Origin of the sequence: Streptomyces sp. NPDC014891, assembly GCF_043081085.1 — a bacterium.
Taxonomy (GTDB): domain Bacteria; phylum Actinomycetota; class Actinomycetes; order Streptomycetales; family Streptomycetaceae; genus Streptomyces.
This window is the reverse complement of record NZ_JBIBWF010000004.1, coordinates 563,358-582,282: the sequence shown is the minus strand read 5'-3', so window position 1 is coordinate 582,282 and position 18,925 is coordinate 563,358. Positions and strand designations below refer to the sequence as shown.

General features: G+C 72.4%; 15 protein-coding genes, 1 pseudogene and 1 riboswitch. Of the genes and pseudogenes, 9 read left to right on the top strand and 7 right to left on the bottom strand.

Annotation, left to right across the window (positions count from 1 at the left end; all coding sequences use genetic code 11):
• Positions 1–132: 132 nt before the first annotated feature.
• A riboswitch (cobalamin riboswitch) is annotated at positions 133–360 on the bottom strand.
• A gap of 105 nt (positions 361–465) precedes the next feature.
• Complete coding sequence (locus ACF09E_RS14505; protein WP_392205488.1) at positions 466–1,896, bottom strand: short-chain fatty acyl-CoA regulator family protein; 1,431 nt, start codon at positions 1,894–1,896, stop codon at positions 466–468.
• A gap of 184 nt (positions 1,897–2,080) precedes the next feature.
• On the opposite strand from ACF09E_RS14505, the gene ACF09E_RS14500 reads away from it, so the two are divergent.
• From ACF09E_RS14500 to ACF09E_RS14490, 3 genes are read left to right on the top strand one after another with little or no spacing between them, the layout of a single operon-like run.
• Positions 2,081–3,601, top strand: coding sequence for an MmgE/PrpD family protein (locus ACF09E_RS14500; RefSeq protein ID WP_392205487.1), 1,521 nt, complete (start codon positions 2,081–2,083; stop codon positions 3,599–3,601).
• Complete coding sequence (prpB, locus tag ACF09E_RS14495; protein WP_392205486.1) at positions 3,601–4,506, top strand: methylisocitrate lyase; 906 nt, start codon at positions 3,601–3,603, stop codon at positions 4,504–4,506. The genes ACF09E_RS14500 and prpB overlap by 1 nt, the downstream gene beginning before the upstream one ends.
• 21 nt (positions 4,507–4,527) lie before the next feature.
• Entirely contained in the window at positions 4,528–5,703 is a 1,176-nt protein-coding gene (locus tag ACF09E_RS14490) for a bifunctional 2-methylcitrate synthase/citrate synthase (RefSeq protein ID WP_392205485.1), read from the top strand.
• Positions 5,704–5,730: 27 nt separating this feature from the next.
• On the opposite strand, the gene ACF09E_RS14485 is transcribed toward ACF09E_RS14490, so the two are convergent.
• The gene (locus ACF09E_RS14485; protein ID WP_392205484.1) at positions 5,731–7,080 is read right to left on the bottom strand and encodes a M64 family metallopeptidase; all 1,350 of its coding nucleotides are present in this window, start codon (positions 7,078–7,080) and stop codon (positions 5,731–5,733) included.
• A gap of 138 nt (positions 7,081–7,218) precedes the next feature.
• Between ACF09E_RS14485 and ACF09E_RS14480 the strand changes: the two genes are divergently transcribed.
• A complete protein-coding gene (locus tag ACF09E_RS14480; RefSeq protein ID WP_392205483.1) occupies positions 7,219–8,559 on the top strand; it encodes a tetratricopeptide repeat protein in 1,341 nt (446 codons plus the stop codon).
• Positions 8,560–8,686: 127 nt separating this feature from the next.
• Here ACF09E_RS14480 and ACF09E_RS14475 read toward each other — a convergent pair whose 3' ends face one another.
• The 3 genes from ACF09E_RS14475 to ACF09E_RS14465 form a co-directional block, all read right to left on the bottom strand.
• Positions 8,687–9,184: a hypothetical protein gene (locus ACF09E_RS14475; RefSeq protein ID WP_392205482.1), complete on the bottom strand. Its 498-nt coding sequence runs from the start codon at positions 9,182–9,184 to the stop codon at positions 8,687–8,689.
• 29 nt (positions 9,185–9,213) lie between these two features.
• Positions 9,214–10,440, bottom strand: a complete 1,227-nt coding sequence (locus ACF09E_RS14470; RefSeq protein WP_392205481.1) for a hypothetical protein — start codon at positions 10,438–10,440, stop codon at positions 9,214–9,216.
• A gap of 133 nt (positions 10,441–10,573) precedes the next feature.
• Entirely contained in the window at positions 10,574–11,074 is a 501-nt protein-coding gene (locus ACF09E_RS14465; RefSeq protein WP_392205480.1) for a hypothetical protein, read from the bottom strand.
• A gap of 161 nt (positions 11,075–11,235) precedes the next feature.
• On the opposite strand from ACF09E_RS14465, the gene ACF09E_RS14460 reads away from it, so the two are divergent.
• The 5 genes and pseudogenes from ACF09E_RS14460 to ACF09E_RS14440 all read left to right on the top strand — a co-directional run bounded on the left by ACF09E_RS14460 (position 11,236) and on the right by ACF09E_RS14440 (position 16,795).
• A complete protein-coding gene (locus tag ACF09E_RS14460) occupies positions 11,236–12,204 on the top strand; it encodes a LysR family transcriptional regulator (protein ID WP_392205479.1) in 969 nt (322 codons plus the stop codon).
• 679 nt (positions 12,205–12,883) lie between these two features.
• Positions 12,884–13,234 (top strand): annotated as a pseudogene (locus ACF09E_RS14455) (STAS domain-containing protein); the annotation flags it as partial.
• Between the two features lie 108 nt (positions 13,235–13,342).
• A complete protein-coding gene (locus ACF09E_RS14450) occupies positions 13,343–13,735 on the top strand; it encodes an anti-sigma factor antagonist (RefSeq protein WP_392205660.1) in 393 nt (130 codons plus the stop codon).
• The gene (locus ACF09E_RS14445; RefSeq protein ID WP_392205478.1) at positions 13,728–16,217 is read left to right on the top strand and encodes a hypothetical protein; all 2,490 of its coding nucleotides are present in this window, start codon (positions 13,728–13,730) and stop codon (positions 16,215–16,217) included. The genes ACF09E_RS14450 and ACF09E_RS14445 overlap by 8 nt, the downstream gene beginning before the upstream one ends.
• Positions 16,218–16,501: 284 nt before the next feature.
• The gene (locus ACF09E_RS14440; protein ID WP_392205477.1) at positions 16,502–16,795 is read left to right on the top strand and encodes a hypothetical protein; all 294 of its coding nucleotides are present in this window, start codon (positions 16,502–16,504) and stop codon (positions 16,793–16,795) included.
• On the opposite strand, the gene ACF09E_RS14435 is transcribed toward ACF09E_RS14440, so the two are convergent.
• Both ACF09E_RS14435 and ACF09E_RS14430 read right to left on the bottom strand, forming a co-directional pair.
• The gene (locus ACF09E_RS14435) at positions 16,763–17,782 is read right to left on the bottom strand and encodes an MASE1 domain-containing protein (protein WP_392205476.1); all 1,020 of its coding nucleotides are present in this window, start codon (positions 17,780–17,782) and stop codon (positions 16,763–16,765) included. The genes ACF09E_RS14440 and ACF09E_RS14435 overlap by 33 nt on opposite strands.
• A gap of 125 nt (positions 17,783–17,907) precedes the next feature.
• Entirely contained in the window at positions 17,908–18,750 is an 843-nt protein-coding gene (locus tag ACF09E_RS14430) for a PP2C family protein-serine/threonine phosphatase (RefSeq protein ID WP_392205475.1), read from the bottom strand.
• Between the last annotated feature and the right edge of the window lie 175 nt (positions 18,751–18,925).

Here is an 18,925-nt window from a genome sequence, read left to right as displayed (position 1 = left end):
CCCGGACGACGGGACGCGGACGCGAAGGGAACGACAGGACGTGCGGACCACGTCACGGGAGAACCGTGCGTCGCCGCTCGCTGTGTACGCCGACCCGCCCACGAGGTCACCGGGATGTCCGCGCGCGGAATCGTCCGCGTGCGGGCAACGGGCAGGTCTTCGGACTCACGGGCACGCTCTCCGGTCCGACCGGAGGGCACCTACTGGCCGTCGCTTCCCAGGACCGTTGTCCGGTCCCAGTGCGTATGACGGCGGTCGTTCCCGCTCACCGCTGCGGGGCAGTCCCGGATTCCCACCGGGTTCCCTCTTACGACGCATCCCGCCTGGCGGACGGGGCGAACCAGCTGCCGGGCCAGACTAGGGTGCGGGATCCTCGGCGGCGAGTCGGTGTCCACCATGTGGACGCGAAAATGAGACGGCCGGTCGAGCGGGAGCAGCACGTCCCGGCCGGGAGCCGCGCGGGATTCAACGCTCGGACACCACCGGGTACGGCACCAGGGCGCGCCGGTCGGGGTCGACGGAGAGGATACCGCCGGCGGGCGGCCGGGCGCGCTGGGCGCAGTCCTGGCGTTCGCAGATCCGGCAGCCCAGACCGATCGGGGTGGCGGCCCGCGGGTCGTGGAGGGCGATGCCCTCCGCGTACACGAGGCGTGGCGCGTGACGCAGCTCGCAGCCCAGCGCGACGGCGAAGTCGGCGCGTGCCGCGTGGTGGCCGAATCCTCCCCGGGTCACCGTGCGGGCGATCCAGAAGTACTTCTTGCCGTCCGGCATCTCCGCCACCTGGGTGAGGATCCGGCCGGGCGCGGAGAACGCCTCGTACACGGTCCACAGGGGGCAGGTGCCGCCCAGGCGTGAGAAGTGGAAGTCGGTGGCGGACTGCCGTTTGGAGATGTTGCCCGCGCGGTCGGCCCGCAGGAAGGAGAAGGGCACCCCGCGGCGGCCGGTGCGCTGGAGCGTGCTCAGCCGGTGGCAGACGGTCTCGAATCCGACGCCGAAGCGCGCCTGAAGGAGCTCGACGTCGTAGCGGAGCTCCTCGGCGGCCGTGTGGAAGGCGGTGTACGGCATGAGGACCGCGCCGGCGAAGTAGTTGGCGAGCCCGATCCTGGCCAGCCCCTCCGCCTGGGTGGAGGTGAGCTCGGCGGCGGAGACCAGTGCGTCGAGGAGCGGCCCGTGCTCCAGGAACGCCAGCTGCGTGGCGAGCTGGAACGCGCGCTGCCCCTCGCTGAGCCAGGGGGACAGCATGAGCAGGCCGCTGTCCGGGTCGAACCGCCGGGCGTCGGCGGACCTTTCGGGGCCCGCCCGAAGGATCTTGATGCCGTGTCCGGCCCTGAGGCGGTCCGTCAGGGCATCGGCCGCGCGGCCAGCCCGGCCGGTGTCCAGGGCGGCGGCGGTCGCCTCGGCCTCGGTCTCCAGAACCGCGAAGTGATTGTGGTGGGCGTAGAAGAAGTCCCGTACCTCGTCGTGGGGTTCGGCGGGCAGGAGGCCCGCGGTCTCCTCGGGTGACGCCAGGGCCGCCACCCGCTCGGAGGCGTCGCGGTAGCGCTGGTGCAGGGTGACGAGGGCCCGGGCCACCTCCGGATGGTCGCGGGCCACGTCCGCGATCTCGTCCTGAGCTATCGGGGCGCCACAGGCCTCGTCCCCGAGCGCAGCCCGCAGATCCGTCGCCAGCCGCTCCTCGCCGGCCTCGGAGAAGAACTCCGGGTCGACGCCGAACACCTCGGCGATCCGCAGCAGCACCGGAGCGGTCAGCGGACGCTGACTGTGCTCGATCTGGTTGAGGTAGCTGGTGGACAGCCCCAGGGCACGGGCCAGCTCGACCTGGTTCATGCCGCGCTCGCGGCGCAGCCTGCGCAGTTTCGCGTGGGCGTAGATCTTCGGTCCGGCGGGCCGTCCCATGCGGATCAGACTCCTCTCCGTCCCCCCCTGTTCTGTGAAGGTAGCATCCGCAGATTTCGCAAGATTCGCAGTTTCGCAGCCGTGGCGTGGATGGATTCCGCACAGTGGCTCCCTCGATCACACCCCGCCGGCGGGGAAGACTCGCCGACGTACGCCGTTCCCACCGCACGCCGCGAGGAGTCCCGTGATCGACCACCAGGTACGCGTCCACCCCAGCGCCGACCGCCTGCCCCGTGAGGAGCAGCTCGCCTGGAAGCTGGCCGCCGTCGCCACCGGCACCCAGGACGCGCCCGACCTCGACGCCGAGGCCTCGGAGATGGTGATCAACCGGATCATCGACAACGCGTCGGTCGCCGTGGCCTCGCTGCGCCGCCGCCCGGTCGCCGTCGCCCGTGCCCAGGCCGCCGGCCACCGGGCGGTCCCCGGCGCCTCGGCCTTCGGACTGCCGGCCGGGGCCACGCTCTCGCCGGAGTGGGCCGCCTGGGCCAACGGCACCGCCGTGCGCGAGCTGGACTTCCACGACACCTATCTGGCCGCCGACTACTCCCACCCCGGCGACAACATCCCGCCGCTGCTCGCCGTCGCCCAGCACACCGGCCGCTCCGGGGCCGACCTGCTGCGCGGCATCACCGCCGCCTACGAGATCCACGTCGCCCTGGTCAAGGGCATCTGCCTGCACGCCCACCGCATCGACCACGTCGCCCACCTCGGCGCGGCCACCGCCGGCGGCATCGGCGCCCTGCTCCGCCTGGACACGGAGACCGTGTACCAGGCCGTCCAGCAGGCCGTGCACACCACGACCGCGACCCGGCAGTCCCGCAAGGGCGAGATCTCCAGCTGGAAGGCCTTCGCCCCGGCCTTCGCCGGGAAGGCCGCCATCGAGGCCGTGGACCGGGCCATGCGCGGCGAGGGGTCGCCCTCGCCGATCTACGAGGGCGAGGACGGGTTCCTCGCCTGGATGCTCGACGGACCCGAGGCCTCGTACACCGTGTCGCTGCCCGAGCCCGGCGAAGCGCGCCGCGCGATCCTCGACACGTACACGAAGGAGCACTCCGCCGAGTACCAGGCCCAGGCGATCATCGACCTGGCCAGGGGACTTCGCGAGAAGACCGGACCGCTGGAGAAGGTCCGCTCGATCGTGCTCCACACCAGCCACCACACGCACCAGGTGATCGGCTCCGGCTCCGGCGACCCGCAGAAGTACGATCCGACCGCCAGCCGCGAGACCCTCGACCACTCGGTGCCGTACATCTTCGCCGTCGCCCTGGAGGACGGCGGATGGCACCACGAGCGCTCCTACGCCCCCGAGCGCGCCCAGCGCCCGGAGACGGTGACGCTGTGGGGGAGGATCTCCACCGTCGAGGACCCCGAGTGGACCCGCCGCTACCACGACCCCGACCCGGCCCGCCGGGCCTTCGGCGGGCGGGCCGTCATCACCCTGGAGGACGGCACCGTCGTCGAGGACGAGCTCGCCGTCGCCGACGCCCACCCCGCCGGCGCCCGCCCCTTCGACCGGGCCGGCTACACCGCCAAGTTCCGCACCCTCACCGACGGCATCGTCACACCCGCCGACCAGGACTCCTTCCTCCGGTCCGCCGCCCGGCTCGCGGAGCTGGACACCGAGGGGCTCGCGGGCCTCTTCCCGGTCGTCGACACCGGCGCCGTCGCCGCGTACGACACGACCCTCCCGAAGGGCCTGTTCTGATGCTGCACACCACCACCACACCCGCCGCCCGCCGCCGCGGGTTCCGTGAGCGGCTCGCGTCGGGCCGACTGCTCCGCATCCCGGGCGCGATCAACCCGTACTCGGCGCGCCTCGTCCAGGAGGCCGGCTTCGACGCCGCCTACCTCTCCGGTGCCGTTCTCGCCGCCGACCTGGGCCTGCCCGACATCGGTCTGACCACGTCCACCGAGATCGCCGCACGGGCCCAGCAGGTCACACGCGTCACCGACCTCCCCGTCCTCATCGACGCGGACACGGGTTTCGGCGAGCCGATGAACGCGGCCCGCACCGTCCAGCTCATGGAGGACGCCGGACTCGCCGGCCTCCACCTGGAGGACCAGATCAACCCCAAGCGCTGCGGCCACCTCGACGGGAAGACCGTCGTGCCCGCCACGGACATGGTCCGGCGGCTCCGCGCGGCCGTCGACGCCCGCCGCGACCCGGACTTCCTCCTCATGGCCCGCACCGACGCCCGCTCGATCGAGGGACTCGACGCCGCCATCGACCGGGCCAAGGCCTACGTGGACGCCGGCGCCGACGCGATCTTCCCCGAAGCCCTCGCCGACGAGGCCGAGTTCGAGGCGTTCCGCAAGGCCGTGGACGTCCCCCTGCTCGCCAACATGACGGAGTTCGGCAAGAGCCGGCTGCTCGACGCGGCGACCCTGGAGAACCTGGGCTACAACATCGCCCTCTACCCCGTCACCTTCTTCCGCCTCGCCATGGGGGCGGTCGAGGACGGACTGCGCACCCTGGCCGCCGAAGGCACCCAGGAGTCCCTGCTGCCGCGGATGCAGACCCGCTCCCGGCTGTACGAGGTGCTCGGCTACGAGGAGTACGGCACGTTCGACTCGGCCGTCTTCGACTTCACTCTCCCGCCCGGCAACTGACCGACAGCACCGGAGGCCACCATGACCGCCACCGCTCCCGAGATCCACCGGGGACTGGCCGGTGTCGTCGTCGACACCACCGCCGTCTCCACCGTGATCGAGGAGACCAACTCCCTCACCTACCGCGGCTACCCCGTCCAGGACCTCGCCGCCCGCTGCACCTTCGAGGAGGTGGCCTACCTCCTCTGGTACGGCGAACTCCCCGACCCCGGTCAGCTGCGCGAGTTCCAGGCGCAGGAGCGCGCCCTGCGCCCCCTGGACCGCACCACCGCCGAGGTGCTCGCACGCCTCCCCGACACCTGCCATCCGATGGACGTGCTGCGGACGGCGGTGAGCTTCTTCGGCTCGGAGGACCCCGCCGAGGACGACGGCAGCACCACGGCCGTCCGCGCCAAGTCCCTGTCCCTGCTGGCCAAGCTCCCCGTCGTCGTCGCGGCCGACCACCGCCGCCGCCGCGGCCTGGCACCCGTCCGGCCCGACCCGTCCCTCGGCTACGCCGAGAACTTCTTCCAGATGTGCTTCGGCGAGATCCCCGACCCGGCCGTGGTCCGCTGCTTCGAGATCTCCCTCATCCTCTACGCCGAGCACAGCTTCAACGCCTCGACGTTCACGGCCCGCGTCGTCACCTCGACCCTCTCCGACCTCTACAGCGCCGTCACCGCGGCCATCGGCGCGCTCAAGGGGCCGCTCCACGGCGGCGCCAACGAGGTCGTCATGCACATGCTGAACGAGATCGGCGACCCGGACCGCGCGGAGCGGTGGCTGGACGAGACACTCGCCTCGAAGCGCAAGATCATGGGCTTCGGACACCGCGTCTACAAGCACGGCGACTCCCGCGTACCGATCATGCAGGAGGCCACCGAACGGCTCGTCGCCCGCGCCGCCGACCCGGACACCACCCGCCTCGCGACCCTGCACGCGGCGCTCCGCCACGCGATGATCAGCCGCAAGGGCATCCACCCCAACCTCGACTACCCGGCAGGCCTCGCCTACCACCTCATGGGATTCGACATCCCCATGTTCACGCCCCTCTTCGTGATGAGCCGCATCACCGGCTGGACGGCCCACATCACCGAGCAGCTCGAACACAACGCCCTCATCCGCCCCCTGGGCGCGTACAACGGGCCCGGCCAGCGCCCGCTGCCGGCCGGTGACCGGCCCACGGGCGGAGGCCGGGCGCCCGAGTCCACCGCATAGGGGGGAGGCCTCCGCCCGCCGGGGCCGTCAGAACCGGATCGTCCAGCTGACCGTGGACCTCATCGTCCGGGCGATGCCGCGGTCCCGGACCGAGGGGCTGCGGTCCTCGGCGGTGAGGGACAGGGTGTGCTTCCGGAGGTCGAGCAGCCGCAGGGACAGGTCGGACACCCGGACCCGGGTGCGCCCCGCGAGGGGCTTCACCTCGCGCCCGTCCAGGTACCAGCGGACCGTGAGCTGACGGCCGTCCGCCCCCGCCAGCCGGGGGACCAGGGCCTTGACGGTGTCGCCCCTGCGCAGCGTGCGGTCGGTGGCCGTGACGGGGGAGGCGATGCGCGCCTCGCGGTAGAAGCCGGCGATCATCGCCTCCACTCCGGGCAGGTTGAAGGGCTTGCCGAGGGAGCGCATCAGGGAGTCCTCGGTGGGCCGCCGCAGCCCGGTGGCGTAGTAGCCGCCGCCTTCGTACGCGCCGACGACGCCGCCGTCGGGGGACGGCTCGCCGAGCCAGCGGTGCCACTTGGCGCCCCGGGCGGCCAGCTCGCCGGCGGTGAGGGTGGTGATGTTGGAGTCGGCGGGCTCGGGGCCCACGTACCGCTCGTAGCCGGGGTAGTCGGCGTAGAAGTACTCGTCGGCGAGCTTGCCCAGGGAGTGGCCGGTCTCGTGGATCGCGACCTGACCGGACTTCTCGTTGCCGGCCGAGGCCGTCGAGATCCCCTCGTAGCCGAGGGTCTCGCTGCGCTCGTTGTAGCCGGCGCCGCCGTACTTGGTGCTGTGGGAGAGGACGAGGACCAGGTCGGCCTCCGGCGCCTTCGCGACGTATGCGTCGACCTTCTCCTGGTCGACGCAGAGCAGCCGCTCGATCTGGTCGCACCAGAAGTACGAGCCGAGGGCCGTGTCGCGGACGGTGTCGGCCGACGGGTCGCCGGACACCCCGGACTGGTTCGAGACGGCGTCCACGGTCCACACGTTGAAGAGGCCGCGGTAGGTGGCGTACGGCTCGACGGCCGTCAGCTCCTCCCACTTCCTCCGGGCGTCGGCGTGGAAGCGGGGCAGCTCGGAGACGGTGTACCCGTCGCCGACGACGACGATGTCGAGCCGGTCGGCGGTGGAGCCGTTGTCGACCATCTTGGCCACCTCGCCGTCGGCGGCCACCTCGGTCGCCGACAGGCGGGAGGCCGGCCGGTCCCGGCCCTCCGGCGGCACGTGCGTGTGTCCGGAACCGGCGAGCGTCCCGTCCTCGGGCCCCGGTATCTCGACCTCGACCCCGGCCGTACGAGGTGCGGGCGGCTCCGCGGCGGCGCCACCGGGTGCGGCGGCGAGAACGGCCGCGAGGGCGGCCGCCGCTCCGACCGCCACGACCGCTCGTCGTGCTGAACGCATGAAATCAGCCCCTTGCCAGGCGAGTTAAGCGCGAAAGTAACTACAGTCAACGAGTCGCTTAACCTAGGGGGAGGGCGAGGGCGTGCGCAATGCCTGCCGCGCCTGGATACTGAGCAGTTCACGAACCAGGGGGCCCTGATGGACGAACCGGCCGCGATCGGCCGCCGAGTGCAGCAGCTGCGCACCCGGCGCGGACTGACACAGCGGCAGTTGGCCGAACCGTCGTACACCCCCGCCTACGTCTCGACGCTGGAGTCGGGCCGGGTCAGACCCTCGGAGACCGCCCTGCGCTTCCTCGCGGAGCGGCTCGGCACGACGTACGAGGAGCTGACCACCGGAAGGCCCGCGCACCTCGCCACGGAGCTGCGGCTCGCCCTCGTCGAGGCGCGCCGCCGGCTCGCCACCGGGACGGCGGAGGAGGCCGCCGTGCACTATCGGCGCCTCCTCACCGACGCGGAGCACCTCGACCTCGTGCCCGAGCGGGCGGAAGCGCTGCTCGGACTCGGCGACTGCGCCCTGGAGACCGGCCAACTGGGCGACGCCGGACGCCACTTCCAGGCCGCCGAGCGACTCCTCGCCGACGAGCCGCTGCCCCGCCGCGTCCACGCGATCCGCGGCCGTGCCGTCGCCCACCTCCTGGCCGGAGAACTGCGCTACGCCTGCTACCTCCTCGAATCCACCATCGACGAGCTCGGGACGAGCGGGCTGACCGACCCGGAGGCGCTGGTCGTCCTGTACGCGGCCGTGATCGGCCCCTACATGGACATGGGCGCCCATGCCCGTGCCGCGCACGCCGCCGAGCTCGCCCTGGCGCTCGCTCCACAGGTCGACGACCCGGCCCTGGTGGCCGGCATGCACCGGCAGGTCGCCCGCACCCTCCTCGCCGAGGGACGCACGGCCGACGCGGACGCCTCACTGGCCAAGGCGCAGGCCGTCTACCAGCAGCTGAGTCTGCGCACCGACCTGGCGCACTGCCACTGGATGCGCGGCTACGTCCTCGCCCAGAGCGGCGAACTCGACGCGGCCGAGACGGAGTTGCGCGCCGCCCGGGACATGCTCAGCGACCGGCGCGCGGCGCTGTTCACCGCACAGGTGGAAGTGGAGCTGGCCGACGTCCTGCGGCGGCTCGGACGGCACGACGAGGCCTCGGAGCTGCTCTCGGCCTTCCTCGAGCTGGGCGACCGGCACGGCGCGGTGCACGCGGGCGGTGCGCACCGGCTGCTCGGGCTGATCGCCGAGGAGCGGGGGGACGCCGAGGCCGCCGAAGAACACTACGTCACGGCCCTGGGGCTGCTGGAGCGCAGCGGAGCGAGCGGCGACCTGGCCGACCTGTGCCGGCTCCTGGGCGACCTGCTGCGCCGGGGCGGCCGCACCGAGGCGGCCCTGGACGCCTACCGCACGGGGCTGGGCCACCGTTCGGCTCCCGGCACGACGACACTGGGGCCCGCTCCGGCGGCGCCGGTGTTCCCACGGGCCTGAACGACCGGCCGGCCGGCCCGGAGGAGGAGCGGACCGCCCGGCCGTTCCGCGCGACCACGCCGACCGCCCGGTGACCGAGGCCGCCGGAGGCGACCCCGGTGACCGGGCGGTGTCGGCGCGGGGCCGCTCAGCAGTTCCGGATGGACCACACGGGCGTCCAGTCGTACCTGAAGGGCGTGGGCTCCGGCAGGACGACGTCCAGCACCTGGCCGTTCTGGCCGTAGAAGAACGCGGCGGCGCCGACCTGGTTGTTCACCACCTGGCCCACGCCGTTCCAGTGGGACAGGGAGTACTGCTGGCACCGGTAGAGGAAGAAGACCTTGTACTTGCCCACCACCGGGTCCCAGACCCCGGTGCAGAGGTTCCCCGACGCACACGACACGGGGCTGCCCGACGACGTGTGCACGTAGTCCGCCCACGGCGAGACCGTCGGCGACACGGCCGCCGCGGCACGCGAGGACGCCCCCTCGCCGCGGGGTGCCGGCGGCATGACCATGGTGTGGCCGCCACCGCCGCGGGGCCCGTCCGAGACCGCCGCCTGGGCGGGGGCCGCCGCGAAGGCGGCCAGCAGCACCCACAGGAGGGCACCGACCACACCGGGGGCGGAACGCCAGGTACGCGACATCGTCACTCCTTCTCCGGGAGTCCCCGGGATCACTTCTGACTCGTGCACAGCGGTACGTCCGGCAGCTGGTTGTCCGGATGACTGAGGTAGATGTTGGTGACGTAGCCCCCGTACTGCGGCAGATACGCCCACCAGTCGTTGCTGTACGGCGGGACGGAGACGAGCTGCCCCTTCTTCTGGCAGCCCACCAGCACCTCCACGCCGGCCGGGAGCCGGGTCACCAGGTTGTCCCCGACGACCGGCCCGGTCCGGACGGCGACGTCCTGTCCCCACGTCCCGTACCACTTCCCCGCCGGCGCCGTTCCGCCGGGAACGTTCAGCGAGCGGGTCAGCCGGCCGAGGTCGGTGTACGCCTTCCCGTACGACGTGCCGTCCGGGTGCAGGGTGAGGACGGCCACGATCGAACGGTCGCCGGCCCCGACGGTGCCGGTCGTGTGCAGTGCCGGTCGGCTCAGGTCGACGCTCGCGTCGCCGGCGCCGGCGGGCGCGGCGGCCGGAGTGCCGGCGCCATGGGCCGCGGCCGCGCTCGCGGAACCGCAGCTCCCCTGCGCGTACCTCCCCGACCAGCCCTGCTTCACGGCCCACGGGCGGTCGAACGCGGCCGCGATGCCGAAGTGCTGGTCGAAGGCGTCCGACGCGCACCGGGTCGACTGCCGCAGACGCTGCATGACGAAGTCACGCACCGGCGCGGGAGCGGACTCCAGGATGTGCCGGTAGGTCTTCACGGTGTCGCGGGCCGACATGGCCGTGTAGCCCCAGTACCCCTCGTAACCCGCCGGCGGGGGAGCGGTGTCCGCGAGTCCGAGCCGCGTGACCATGCGCTCGACGATCGCCGGGCCGCCGTACGCCGACCAGTAGTGGCTCGCGGCGGCGTCCTGACTGCTGCGGAGCATGACGTCCAGCCGGGTGCGGTCGGCGGAGGGGATCGTGTCGGGGCTGCGGGTCCACAGGAAGTCGAGGGCGATCAGGAGCTTGACGACCGAAGCGGACCGGAACGTGGCGGCCGGGGCGAGCTGTTCGGTGAACGTCCCGGTCTGCCGGTCGAACACCGCCACGCCCGCCGTGACCCCCGCGGGCACCCGGGGGCTCGCGGCCGTGACCGGCGGGGCGTCACCCGACGGTTCCGCGGCGGCCGCGGCGGAGTGCGGGAGCGCCGTGCCGGCGAAGGAGAGGGAGAGGAGGGCCACGGTCGCGGCGAGCAGGCGCCGGGACGTACGGCGAGCGCTGGTGGGGGAGTTCCTTGCGATACGGAGCATGGCGTGAGGGGTCCTCGCTGGGTAGGAGAGCGGGGTGCCCGGGTGCCGGCACGGGGTGCCGGGACCGCGGCGCGGAGCCCCGGGCGATGCGCGAGGGGCTCCGCGGGTGCGGTCGGGGCGGCGTCCGGCGGCACTACGGGATGTTGCACTCCGTCATGCCGGGCCAGGGATCGGTCGACGTCCACACGTCGACCGCGGGGATGAAGCCCCACCCGTGGTTGCGCTCGCCACCGGGAGCGATGCGGTCGCCCATGGTGTAGTACCAGATGTTGTTCCCACCGCTGTGCGGGGGACCGCTGGCCCAGCACACGAACCAGCTCGGCGACGTGTCGAGCCAGGCGATCACCGAGCACGCGGGGATGAAGCCGCCGCAGGCGCGCAGCGGGGCGCCGGCACGGTTGCCGCACACCCAGTCACGCGTCCAGGTGCGCCCCGTGTACGCGTCGTAGTGACTGACGTTCCGCGCGGTGCACGACGCCTGGACCGCGAGGGGCGCGGCCCCCGCCGTGGGAGACGCGCTCAGCACCGCGCGGTCGGTCGTACCGGCCTGCGGCGTCGACGCCTGGACCGCGCCGGCGCCGAACAGTACGGCCAGGAGGGCGGCGAGCAACGCCACCGCTCGTCTCACAGACATGTTTCGGCCCCCGTTGTCGAGAAAGCAATGGTCGCGACGGCCCCGTGGAACCGATGAGGAGGCACGGGACGTCGCTTGAGAGCCGAGCCTTCCACCCCCACTCCGTCCGTGTCATCGCGTGTGGCCATGCGACATGGAAGACGATCGATAAGGGATTCATCATGGTTACTGGCGAAGCGGCCGCTGGAGGCGCCGCGCCGACGGGTCCCGACCCGAAGACGCCCAGCGCCCATCAGCTCCGGCTGTTCGTCGCCCTCGCGGAGGAGCTCCACTTCTCGCGCGCCGCCGCCCGGCTGTTCATCACGCAGTCGGCGCTGAGCCAGCAGATCAGAGACCTGGAAAGACGCCTCGGGGTCAAGCTGTTCGACCGTTCCAGCCGCGCCGTGACGCTCACCCCGCAGGGCCGGGTGCTGCTGGCGGACGCGCGCGGTGTCGTGGCGGCGATGGAACGGCTGAGCCGCAGCGCCTCGACCCAGGCGCGCCGCCTCTCCGGACGGCTCGTCGTCGGCACCATCGGCGCGGAGGCGGCGATGCCCTACACCCAGGCCGTGCTGCGTCTCCTCACCGAACGGCACCCGCTGGTCGAGGTCGACCTGCGCAGCCTCCACTTCGCCGACCACTTCGACGCCCTGTTCCGCCATGACGTCGACGTCGTCTTCCTCCGCCCACCGGTCCCGCCCGGCGTCGAGGTGCAGCACCTGGCCACGGAACCCCGGTTGGCCTGCCTCGCGGCGGGCGACCCGCTCGTGGACCGCGACCGGATCACCCTCGCCGAACTGGCCCGCCACCCGGTGGTCGACGTCCCGCCGCAGGTGCCACGGCTCTGGTGGGACTTCTGGGCCGCCGATCCGCGGCCCGACGGCACCCCGGTCCGCTACGGCCCCGTCGCCTCCGACCTGGAGGGCCTGCTGCACCTCGTGGCCCAGGGCCGGGGCATGTGCTTCCTGCCGGCCGCCGCCCGCGACCTCTTCCCGCGCCCCGGCATCCGCTACGTCGAGGTGACGGACCTCCCTCCGTCGACGGCGGGCCTCGCCTGGCTGAGGGAGAACCGCAGGGAACCGCTCGTCGAGGCCGCCGTGGCGGCGGCCCGCCACGTGGCCGCGAAGCGGGACCGGGAGGCTGAGGACTGACCGACGTCACCTGAATGCGAGTGCGAACCCGGTGTCACGGGAGGGCGAGCGAAATCAACGCGGTGACACTGCGGTCCGGTTGGCCACCGAGGGCGGGCCGTCCCTTCAAACAGACGGTGGCCCCGACTTGTGCGACGGCGTCCCTGGACCGTCCGAAGCCTGGTGTCTCGATACGGGCTGAGGCTCTGAACGGTCTGCGTCACCACTTGCATCCGACAAGTGCGAGTCACAGGAGTTGAAGGGGGGCGTTCGAGTCGTCCCGCGTTAGAAGGCAGCGCGGGTTACCGCGGATCCGGCTGGGCAGGATGACGGACCTACGCTCACGGAACAGGCGCTGGCGAACCAGAGGGCGGTGCGGCGGGCCGCGTACGTGACGTTCCTGGGGCGCACCGATAGCGCTCACCTGGCTTTGGCGGCCTGGCGGAGTGCCATCGGAACGACGGACGAGTCGCCTCGTCGCCGGGAGTACGACTCGGCGATGGCGGCGGTGGGGGAGGCGCTGAACGTCGTGTGCCTGGAGGGGCCGGACACCGTGACGGCGGCAGCGCAGGCCCTACGGAGCTCCCTCGCCTCCAGCACTGCAGGAACTCAGCATGCGTCGGCACAGCGGGCGTTCCTGGACGCGGCCCGAGTCGCGCTCACTCCCTCGTAGAGGGGGCCGGTCGATAGGGTCCGAAGAATTCGAGACCAAGGGGGGCCTGGTGCAGCTGCGGGTTCGTACGAGGACCGGGAGGACGGCGTCACCGTCGTCCGGGTCGACAGCCAGGAGCCGGAGGGCGTACCTGACCTCGACTCCTCTCCGGAACTGCGCGGAGTGCTGGCCCGGCTTCTCCAGGAGGGGCGGCTGCTCCTGGTCGTCGACTTCAGTGGCCTGTCCCGTGTTGGGAGGAGAGGCCCGAGCGCGCTGGTCGATGCCCTGGAGACTGTGCAATGGCAGGGGGGAACCATCTCGTTGGTCATCACCAGCGCAGATGTGCGCTCCGCCTTCGGCGGGGCCGGCCTGGCCGGTATCTTCCGCTTCCATGAAAGTGTGCCCAGCGCCGTCGAGACGATACTCAGGGACTACGAGGAAGAGCCCATCGAGCAGCGGCGCGCGGCCCTGGAACTGCGGTCCCGTGAACGGCTCGCCAGGAAAGCCATGGGTGCCGAGACACGTGTCCTCGGGCAGGACGGATTCTTCTTCGAGCACCTGACCGAGACCATCAGTCTGGTGACTTCGGCGCCGGAACTAGACGTCTATTCCGCGTCGTCCATGCGAGAGATACTGGTCGATCTGGTGGATCAGGGACGGTACTTCCTGGTGGTTGACCTGACGGGCGTCGTCTTCTTCGATTCGACAGGCTTGGGCGTCCTCGTTGGCGGAGTGAAACGGGTCCGAGCTCACTCGGGCGCGCTGGCGCTCGTCGCACGATCCGACGAGGTGTTCAAACAGCTCCGGATCAAAGGATTGTTCAAGGTGTTCCCCACCTTCCCCACCGTGGACCGGGCCGTCGAGTTCCTCGGCCGGGAGGCCCTGCGCGCGCATGGCTGAAAGCGAGAATGCTCACCGCCCCGCCGCCCGATGGGACCCCGAACGCTTGGGAGTGCACCCCGCGCTGGGCTCCGACGAGATCGCCGACCTGCCACTGACGGAGTACCTTCCTCGCCCCCACGATCAGACCCTGCGGCAGATACTGGCCCGCACGGCGTCCAGGGCCGGGGCCTCGTTCATCCTTCTGGTGGGCAGTTCCGCGAGCGGCAAGACCCGCGCTCTCTATGAGGCGGTGACGGTCGCCCTGCCCGACTGGCCGCTGATGCGCCCGGCGGACGCCGAAGAGCTGTGTGCCTGGGCCGAGGCGTCGCTCGTCGGCCCGCGCACAGTGCTGTGGCTTGACGAGGCTCAGCGGTACCTGGACGGCGCCCAAGGCGAGCGTGCAGCCAAGGAACTGGGCCGGCTCCTGGACCGGATCGCGCCACTGGCCGTGGTGGGCACCGTGTGGCCGGATCATCTGAGACGACTGACGGAAGGCCGCGGGGATGAAGCCCCGCACGTTCGGGCTCTGCTCACGGGCCGCCATCCGAGGATCATGGTGCCCGACACCCTGTCCGCCGCTGCCCCAGCCGTCGCCGCGGCAGCGGCCCGCGACCCGCGGATGGCCGCCGCTGTCCGGGCCGCTGGGACCGGCAACCGGGTGCTGCAACACCTCACCGGTGGCCCGGAGCTTGTTCGTCGTTGGGACATGGGCCCCGGCCTGTGGTTCACGGCCTCCGAGCACGCCGTTCTCACGGCGGCGGTCGAAGCGCGCAGGCTCGGCCACGCGGGCGCCGTGCCGGCCCTGCTGTTGAGGGAGGCCGCAACCAGGTTCATGGACCCCACGGCACGGGCGGCAGCAGGCAAGGAGTGGTTCCCGGCTGCCATCAGCGCACTGACCACAACAACAGGCGGTCCGGTGCCGCTGATCGCGGAGCGGTATGCGACGGACGTGGGCGACCCGGACAGCTACCGCCCGGACGACTACCTTGAGCAGCACATACGCCGGATCAGGGCTCATCTGGTGCCACCGGCCGCATTCTGGAGCGACGCTGTGTCTGCCAGGACCGCCGACGACCTCTACGCCCTCGCGGCAGCCGCCGAGCAGCGGCGCCGCTACGCCTGTGCCGCCGAGCTGTATGAGAAGGCCGTCGAAAGGGGCCACGGCCGGGCCCGGGCCTCCTTGGCCGTGCTGCTCGAAACCACCGACGGCAGGACCGCCGCCGAGGAGAAGGCGGCGGCGGACCCCGTGGCCTGGGCGGCCCTTGCCGTGTCGCGCGAGTCCGACGGCGATGTCGGCGCCGCTTTCGACGCGTACCGCCGCGCAGCCGATTCGGGGGATGTGTGGGCATGGTCGGCCATGGCCCGGATACGCGAGGCCGAGGGGGACTCGGCCGCCGCAGACGGCATTGCCACCCAGGCAGCGTCGGCGGGGCAGACGCACGCCTGGCGGACGCTCGGTCGCATGCGCGCGAACCAGGGATCCACGGCGACCACGGCGTTCGAGCAGGCGGTGAGGGCTGGAGACGGCTGGGGGCACATCGGCCTTGCACAGATGGCGGAACGGGTCGGCAGCCTGGCAGACGCGGTGGAGCACGCCACCCGGGCGGCCGACACGGGCGTTGGTGAGGCCTGGGCGCATCTGGTGCGGCTGCACTGGGCGCTCGGAGCACGCGAGTCGGCCCTGGCAGCGGCTGCCGGCGGCGCTGACGTGGGAAACCCCGAGGGGTGGTCGGTGCTCGCCCGGTTGCGGTACCGGGAGGGAGACCTGCCGGGGGCCGCCGCTGCCCATCGTGAGGCGGCCGCCATGGGCAGCGGCGCGGCCTGGCGCGCGCTGGCCCTGCTCGCCGAAGCGGACGGTGACGACGACGGCGCGGACGAGTCAGCCGCACAGGCGGCTCGCACCGGCGATCCGCAGGTCTGGAGCGCACTGGCCGAGGTCCGAGCGGAACGGGGGAAGGCCATTGGCGCCGCTCGTGCCGCGACGGAGGCGGCACGCGCCGGTGACGTGGAGGCATGGATCGGCCTGGCCCGGTACCGGGAGAGCGTCGGTAACGGCGCGGGAGCGGAGCTCGCTGCAGATCAGGCCACTGAAAGAGGCTCCCCTGCGGCCTGGTCGGCCCTGTCCCGGATGCGGGAAAGGGTGGGGGACCGCGACGGATCGCGGCGAGCGGTGCTACGGGCAGCCGCCCTCGGAGCTCGCGACGCCTGGACCGCACTGGGGCGCGTGCGGGAGGAGACCGGTGACACGGCCGCCGCCGAACGTGCCTACGTACGTGGCTGCGAGGCAGGTGACACAGAGGCGTACTCCGCGCTGGGCGCTCTGCGTCTGGAACAGGGAAGGTCCAAAGAGGCCTGCGCCGCCTACCGTTCGGCCGTGGACGCGGGACTCACCCACGCCTGGGAAGGGCTGCTGTCGGCGTTGGCGGCGCAGGCACCCCGAGCCGTCTCCGCACGGACGGTGGGTGAGCTGCGTAGGACAGGACTGCCGGCGGACGGGTGAAGGTCGAGCCCCGCCAGGTACAGGCCCAGCCGGGGGCGCGCACGTGCGCAGGACAGGTGCCTCTACCGTCGCCGGGGGCGCGGCCGGTATCGCGCTGGGGATGAACGGACGGCGAACCGGTCGGTGCGCCGTCGGGTGCACCCCCGGAAGCGGAGGTGGAGGACCTGAAGCAGCGGTCGGCTGCCGACAGGGCGGCGGGCGGGAGGATTGGTGCGCCCGGCGCCCGGGGTGGGCGTCGGCCGCTTCTCCTGTTCCAGGCGGCGTACGGGCTCTCCGCCGACGGAGTGCCGGGCCCCCAGACCTTCAGTCGGCTCAACGCGCTGGAGAGCTCCGACGGCTCGACCGCGCACTTCGAGTCCTCCGAGTTCCAGAGCACGGACGGCTCGGGCTTCTCGGGCGGCGCGGTGGGCGCGGCGACCATGAAGGAGAACGTGCGCCGCACCATGCACAAGCTGGGCGCTGCGCAAGAAGTGCGGCACCGGGCCGTCACGATCAACACCGGGGTCCGTACGGTTCCTCCGCCCGTGCGGCTGCGGCGCGGGGGATCACGGATTCCGGTGGCCGCCGGACCGGGCTGACCGGCTCTCGGTGGTGCCGGGGGGACCGGGTGCGGGCTCTCCCGCGGTGAGGTGCTCCAGGACCTCGGCCAGTTCCTGGCAGGCGCGGCGCACCGAGCGGCGGGTCGCACGCTGCTCGGTGATGACGGAGGCGAGCAGCAGGGCGGTCAGTGCGGCGGAACCGTTGAACGCCTGGAGCTTGGCCATGATCTCGACGTCCGAGAGGTGGAGGAACGCTCCCCGTCCGGCGTTCGCCTCGAAGGTGGCGAGCACGGAGGCGAAGAGCGCGCAGAGCATGCTTCCGGCGAGCTGGAAGCGGAGCGCCGCCCAGATCAGCAGGGGGAAGACGAGGAAGAGCATGCCCACCGGGCTGAGCACGGCCATGGGCATGAGGATCAGGGTCGCAAGACCCAGCAGGGCCGCCTCCTTCCAGCGCCGTACGCGGAACCGTCCGGCCGGCCCCGCGAGGACGAGCAGGAGCGGGGCGACGAGCAGCACCCCCATCGTGTCGCCCACCCACCAGGCCAGCCAGACGGCCCAGAACTCGCTCGTGTCCAGGGAGCTCTTCGCCACCTGCAGTCCGACCCCCGCGGTCGCGCTGATCAGCATGGCGCCGAAGCCGCCGAGGAAGACCAGGGAGAGTCCGTCCCGCAGCCGTGCCATGTCGAGCCGGAAGCCGGACCGTCTCAGCAGCAGGAAGGCGCAGAGCGGCGCGACGGTGTTGCTGACCACGGTGACCACGGTGGTGGGCCCCGGAGTGGTGAGGGAGGCGATGACGAGGAAGGAGCCGAGGGCGATCCCGGGCCAGACCCGCGCGCCGAGCAGCAGCAGGGCGGCGACGGCGACGCCGGTGGGAGGCCAGATGGGGGTGACCACCACGCCTTCGACGACGAGGCGGCTCATCAGGCCGAGTCGTCCGGCCGCGTAGTAGAGCACCGCCACGGCCAGCGACATCAGAGCCGTCGCCGCGGGGGACCGGTACTGCCGAATATCCAACACGTCTGCCATCAGACACCGGCCGGGTTGCCACGACCTGGCAAGGCCCGCTGCGTGTCGGGCGCCGCCGTCCGGCACGGGCCGGCACGGGTCCGGGCGGTCCGAGGGGAGACCCGGCCCGAGGCGGGTCCCCTCGCTCACTCCCCGGTCGCCGGCCGGGGCGGACCGCCGTCGTGGCCGACGACCAGGACGGCCGCGTCGTCCTCGTGCCCCACCGTGGCGGCCAGTTTCATGACGGCGGTGGCGAGCGCGTCGACGCCCAGCCCGGCGACGGCCGTGATCCCGGCGAGTCTCGTCACCCGGTCGAGACCCTCGTCGATGTGGAGCGAGGGCCCCTCCACGACCCCGTCGGTCAGGAGGACGAAGACGCCGTCGGCGGTGAGCCGGTGGCGCGTGGCCGGGTAGTCGGCGCCGCTCAGCACGCCGAGAGGAGGCCCGCCCTCGCTGTCGTCGATGCCGGAGCGGCCGTCGGCGGTGGCCCAGATGTGGGGGATGTGACCGGCCCGGGCGCATTCCAGGGTGCCGGCGGCGGGGTCGAGCCGGAGGAAGGTGCAGGTGGCGAAGAGGTCGGCGCCCAGGGAGACGAACAGGTCGTTGGTGCGGCCGAGCAGTTCTCCCGGGTCCGCGGTGACGGAGGCCAGCGCACGCAGTGCCACGCGGACCTGTCCCATGAAGGCGGCGGCCTCGATGTTGTGTCCCTGCACGTCGCCGATGGACATGCCGATCCGCCCGCCAGGCAGGGAGAAGGCGTCGTACCAGTCGCCGCCGACGTTGAGCCCGTGGTTGGCGGGCTCGTACCGCACGGCCAGCCGGGCACCCGGAAGGCTGGGCAGGTCCGAGGGCAGCATGCCGCGCTGCAGGGCCACGGCCAGCTCGACACGGGACCGTTGCGTCTCGGCCAGCTCCCGCGCCCTGGCGGTCAGCGACCCGAGCCGGACCAGAAGGTCCTCGCTGCTGTCGGCCGGCCGTCTGCGGAACATCGATCACTCCGACGTCACGACAATCCTCGCATCACTCCGTCCCGTCTCCAGCACGCGGGACCACAGGGGACCACCTCGGTACGAACAGGTCCTTCCCACTGTGCCCGGAGGGGGCGGGGTCCGCATCTCATCGGCGGAGAGCGCGGTGCGTCCCAGGAGGGCCCGGGCGGGCCGG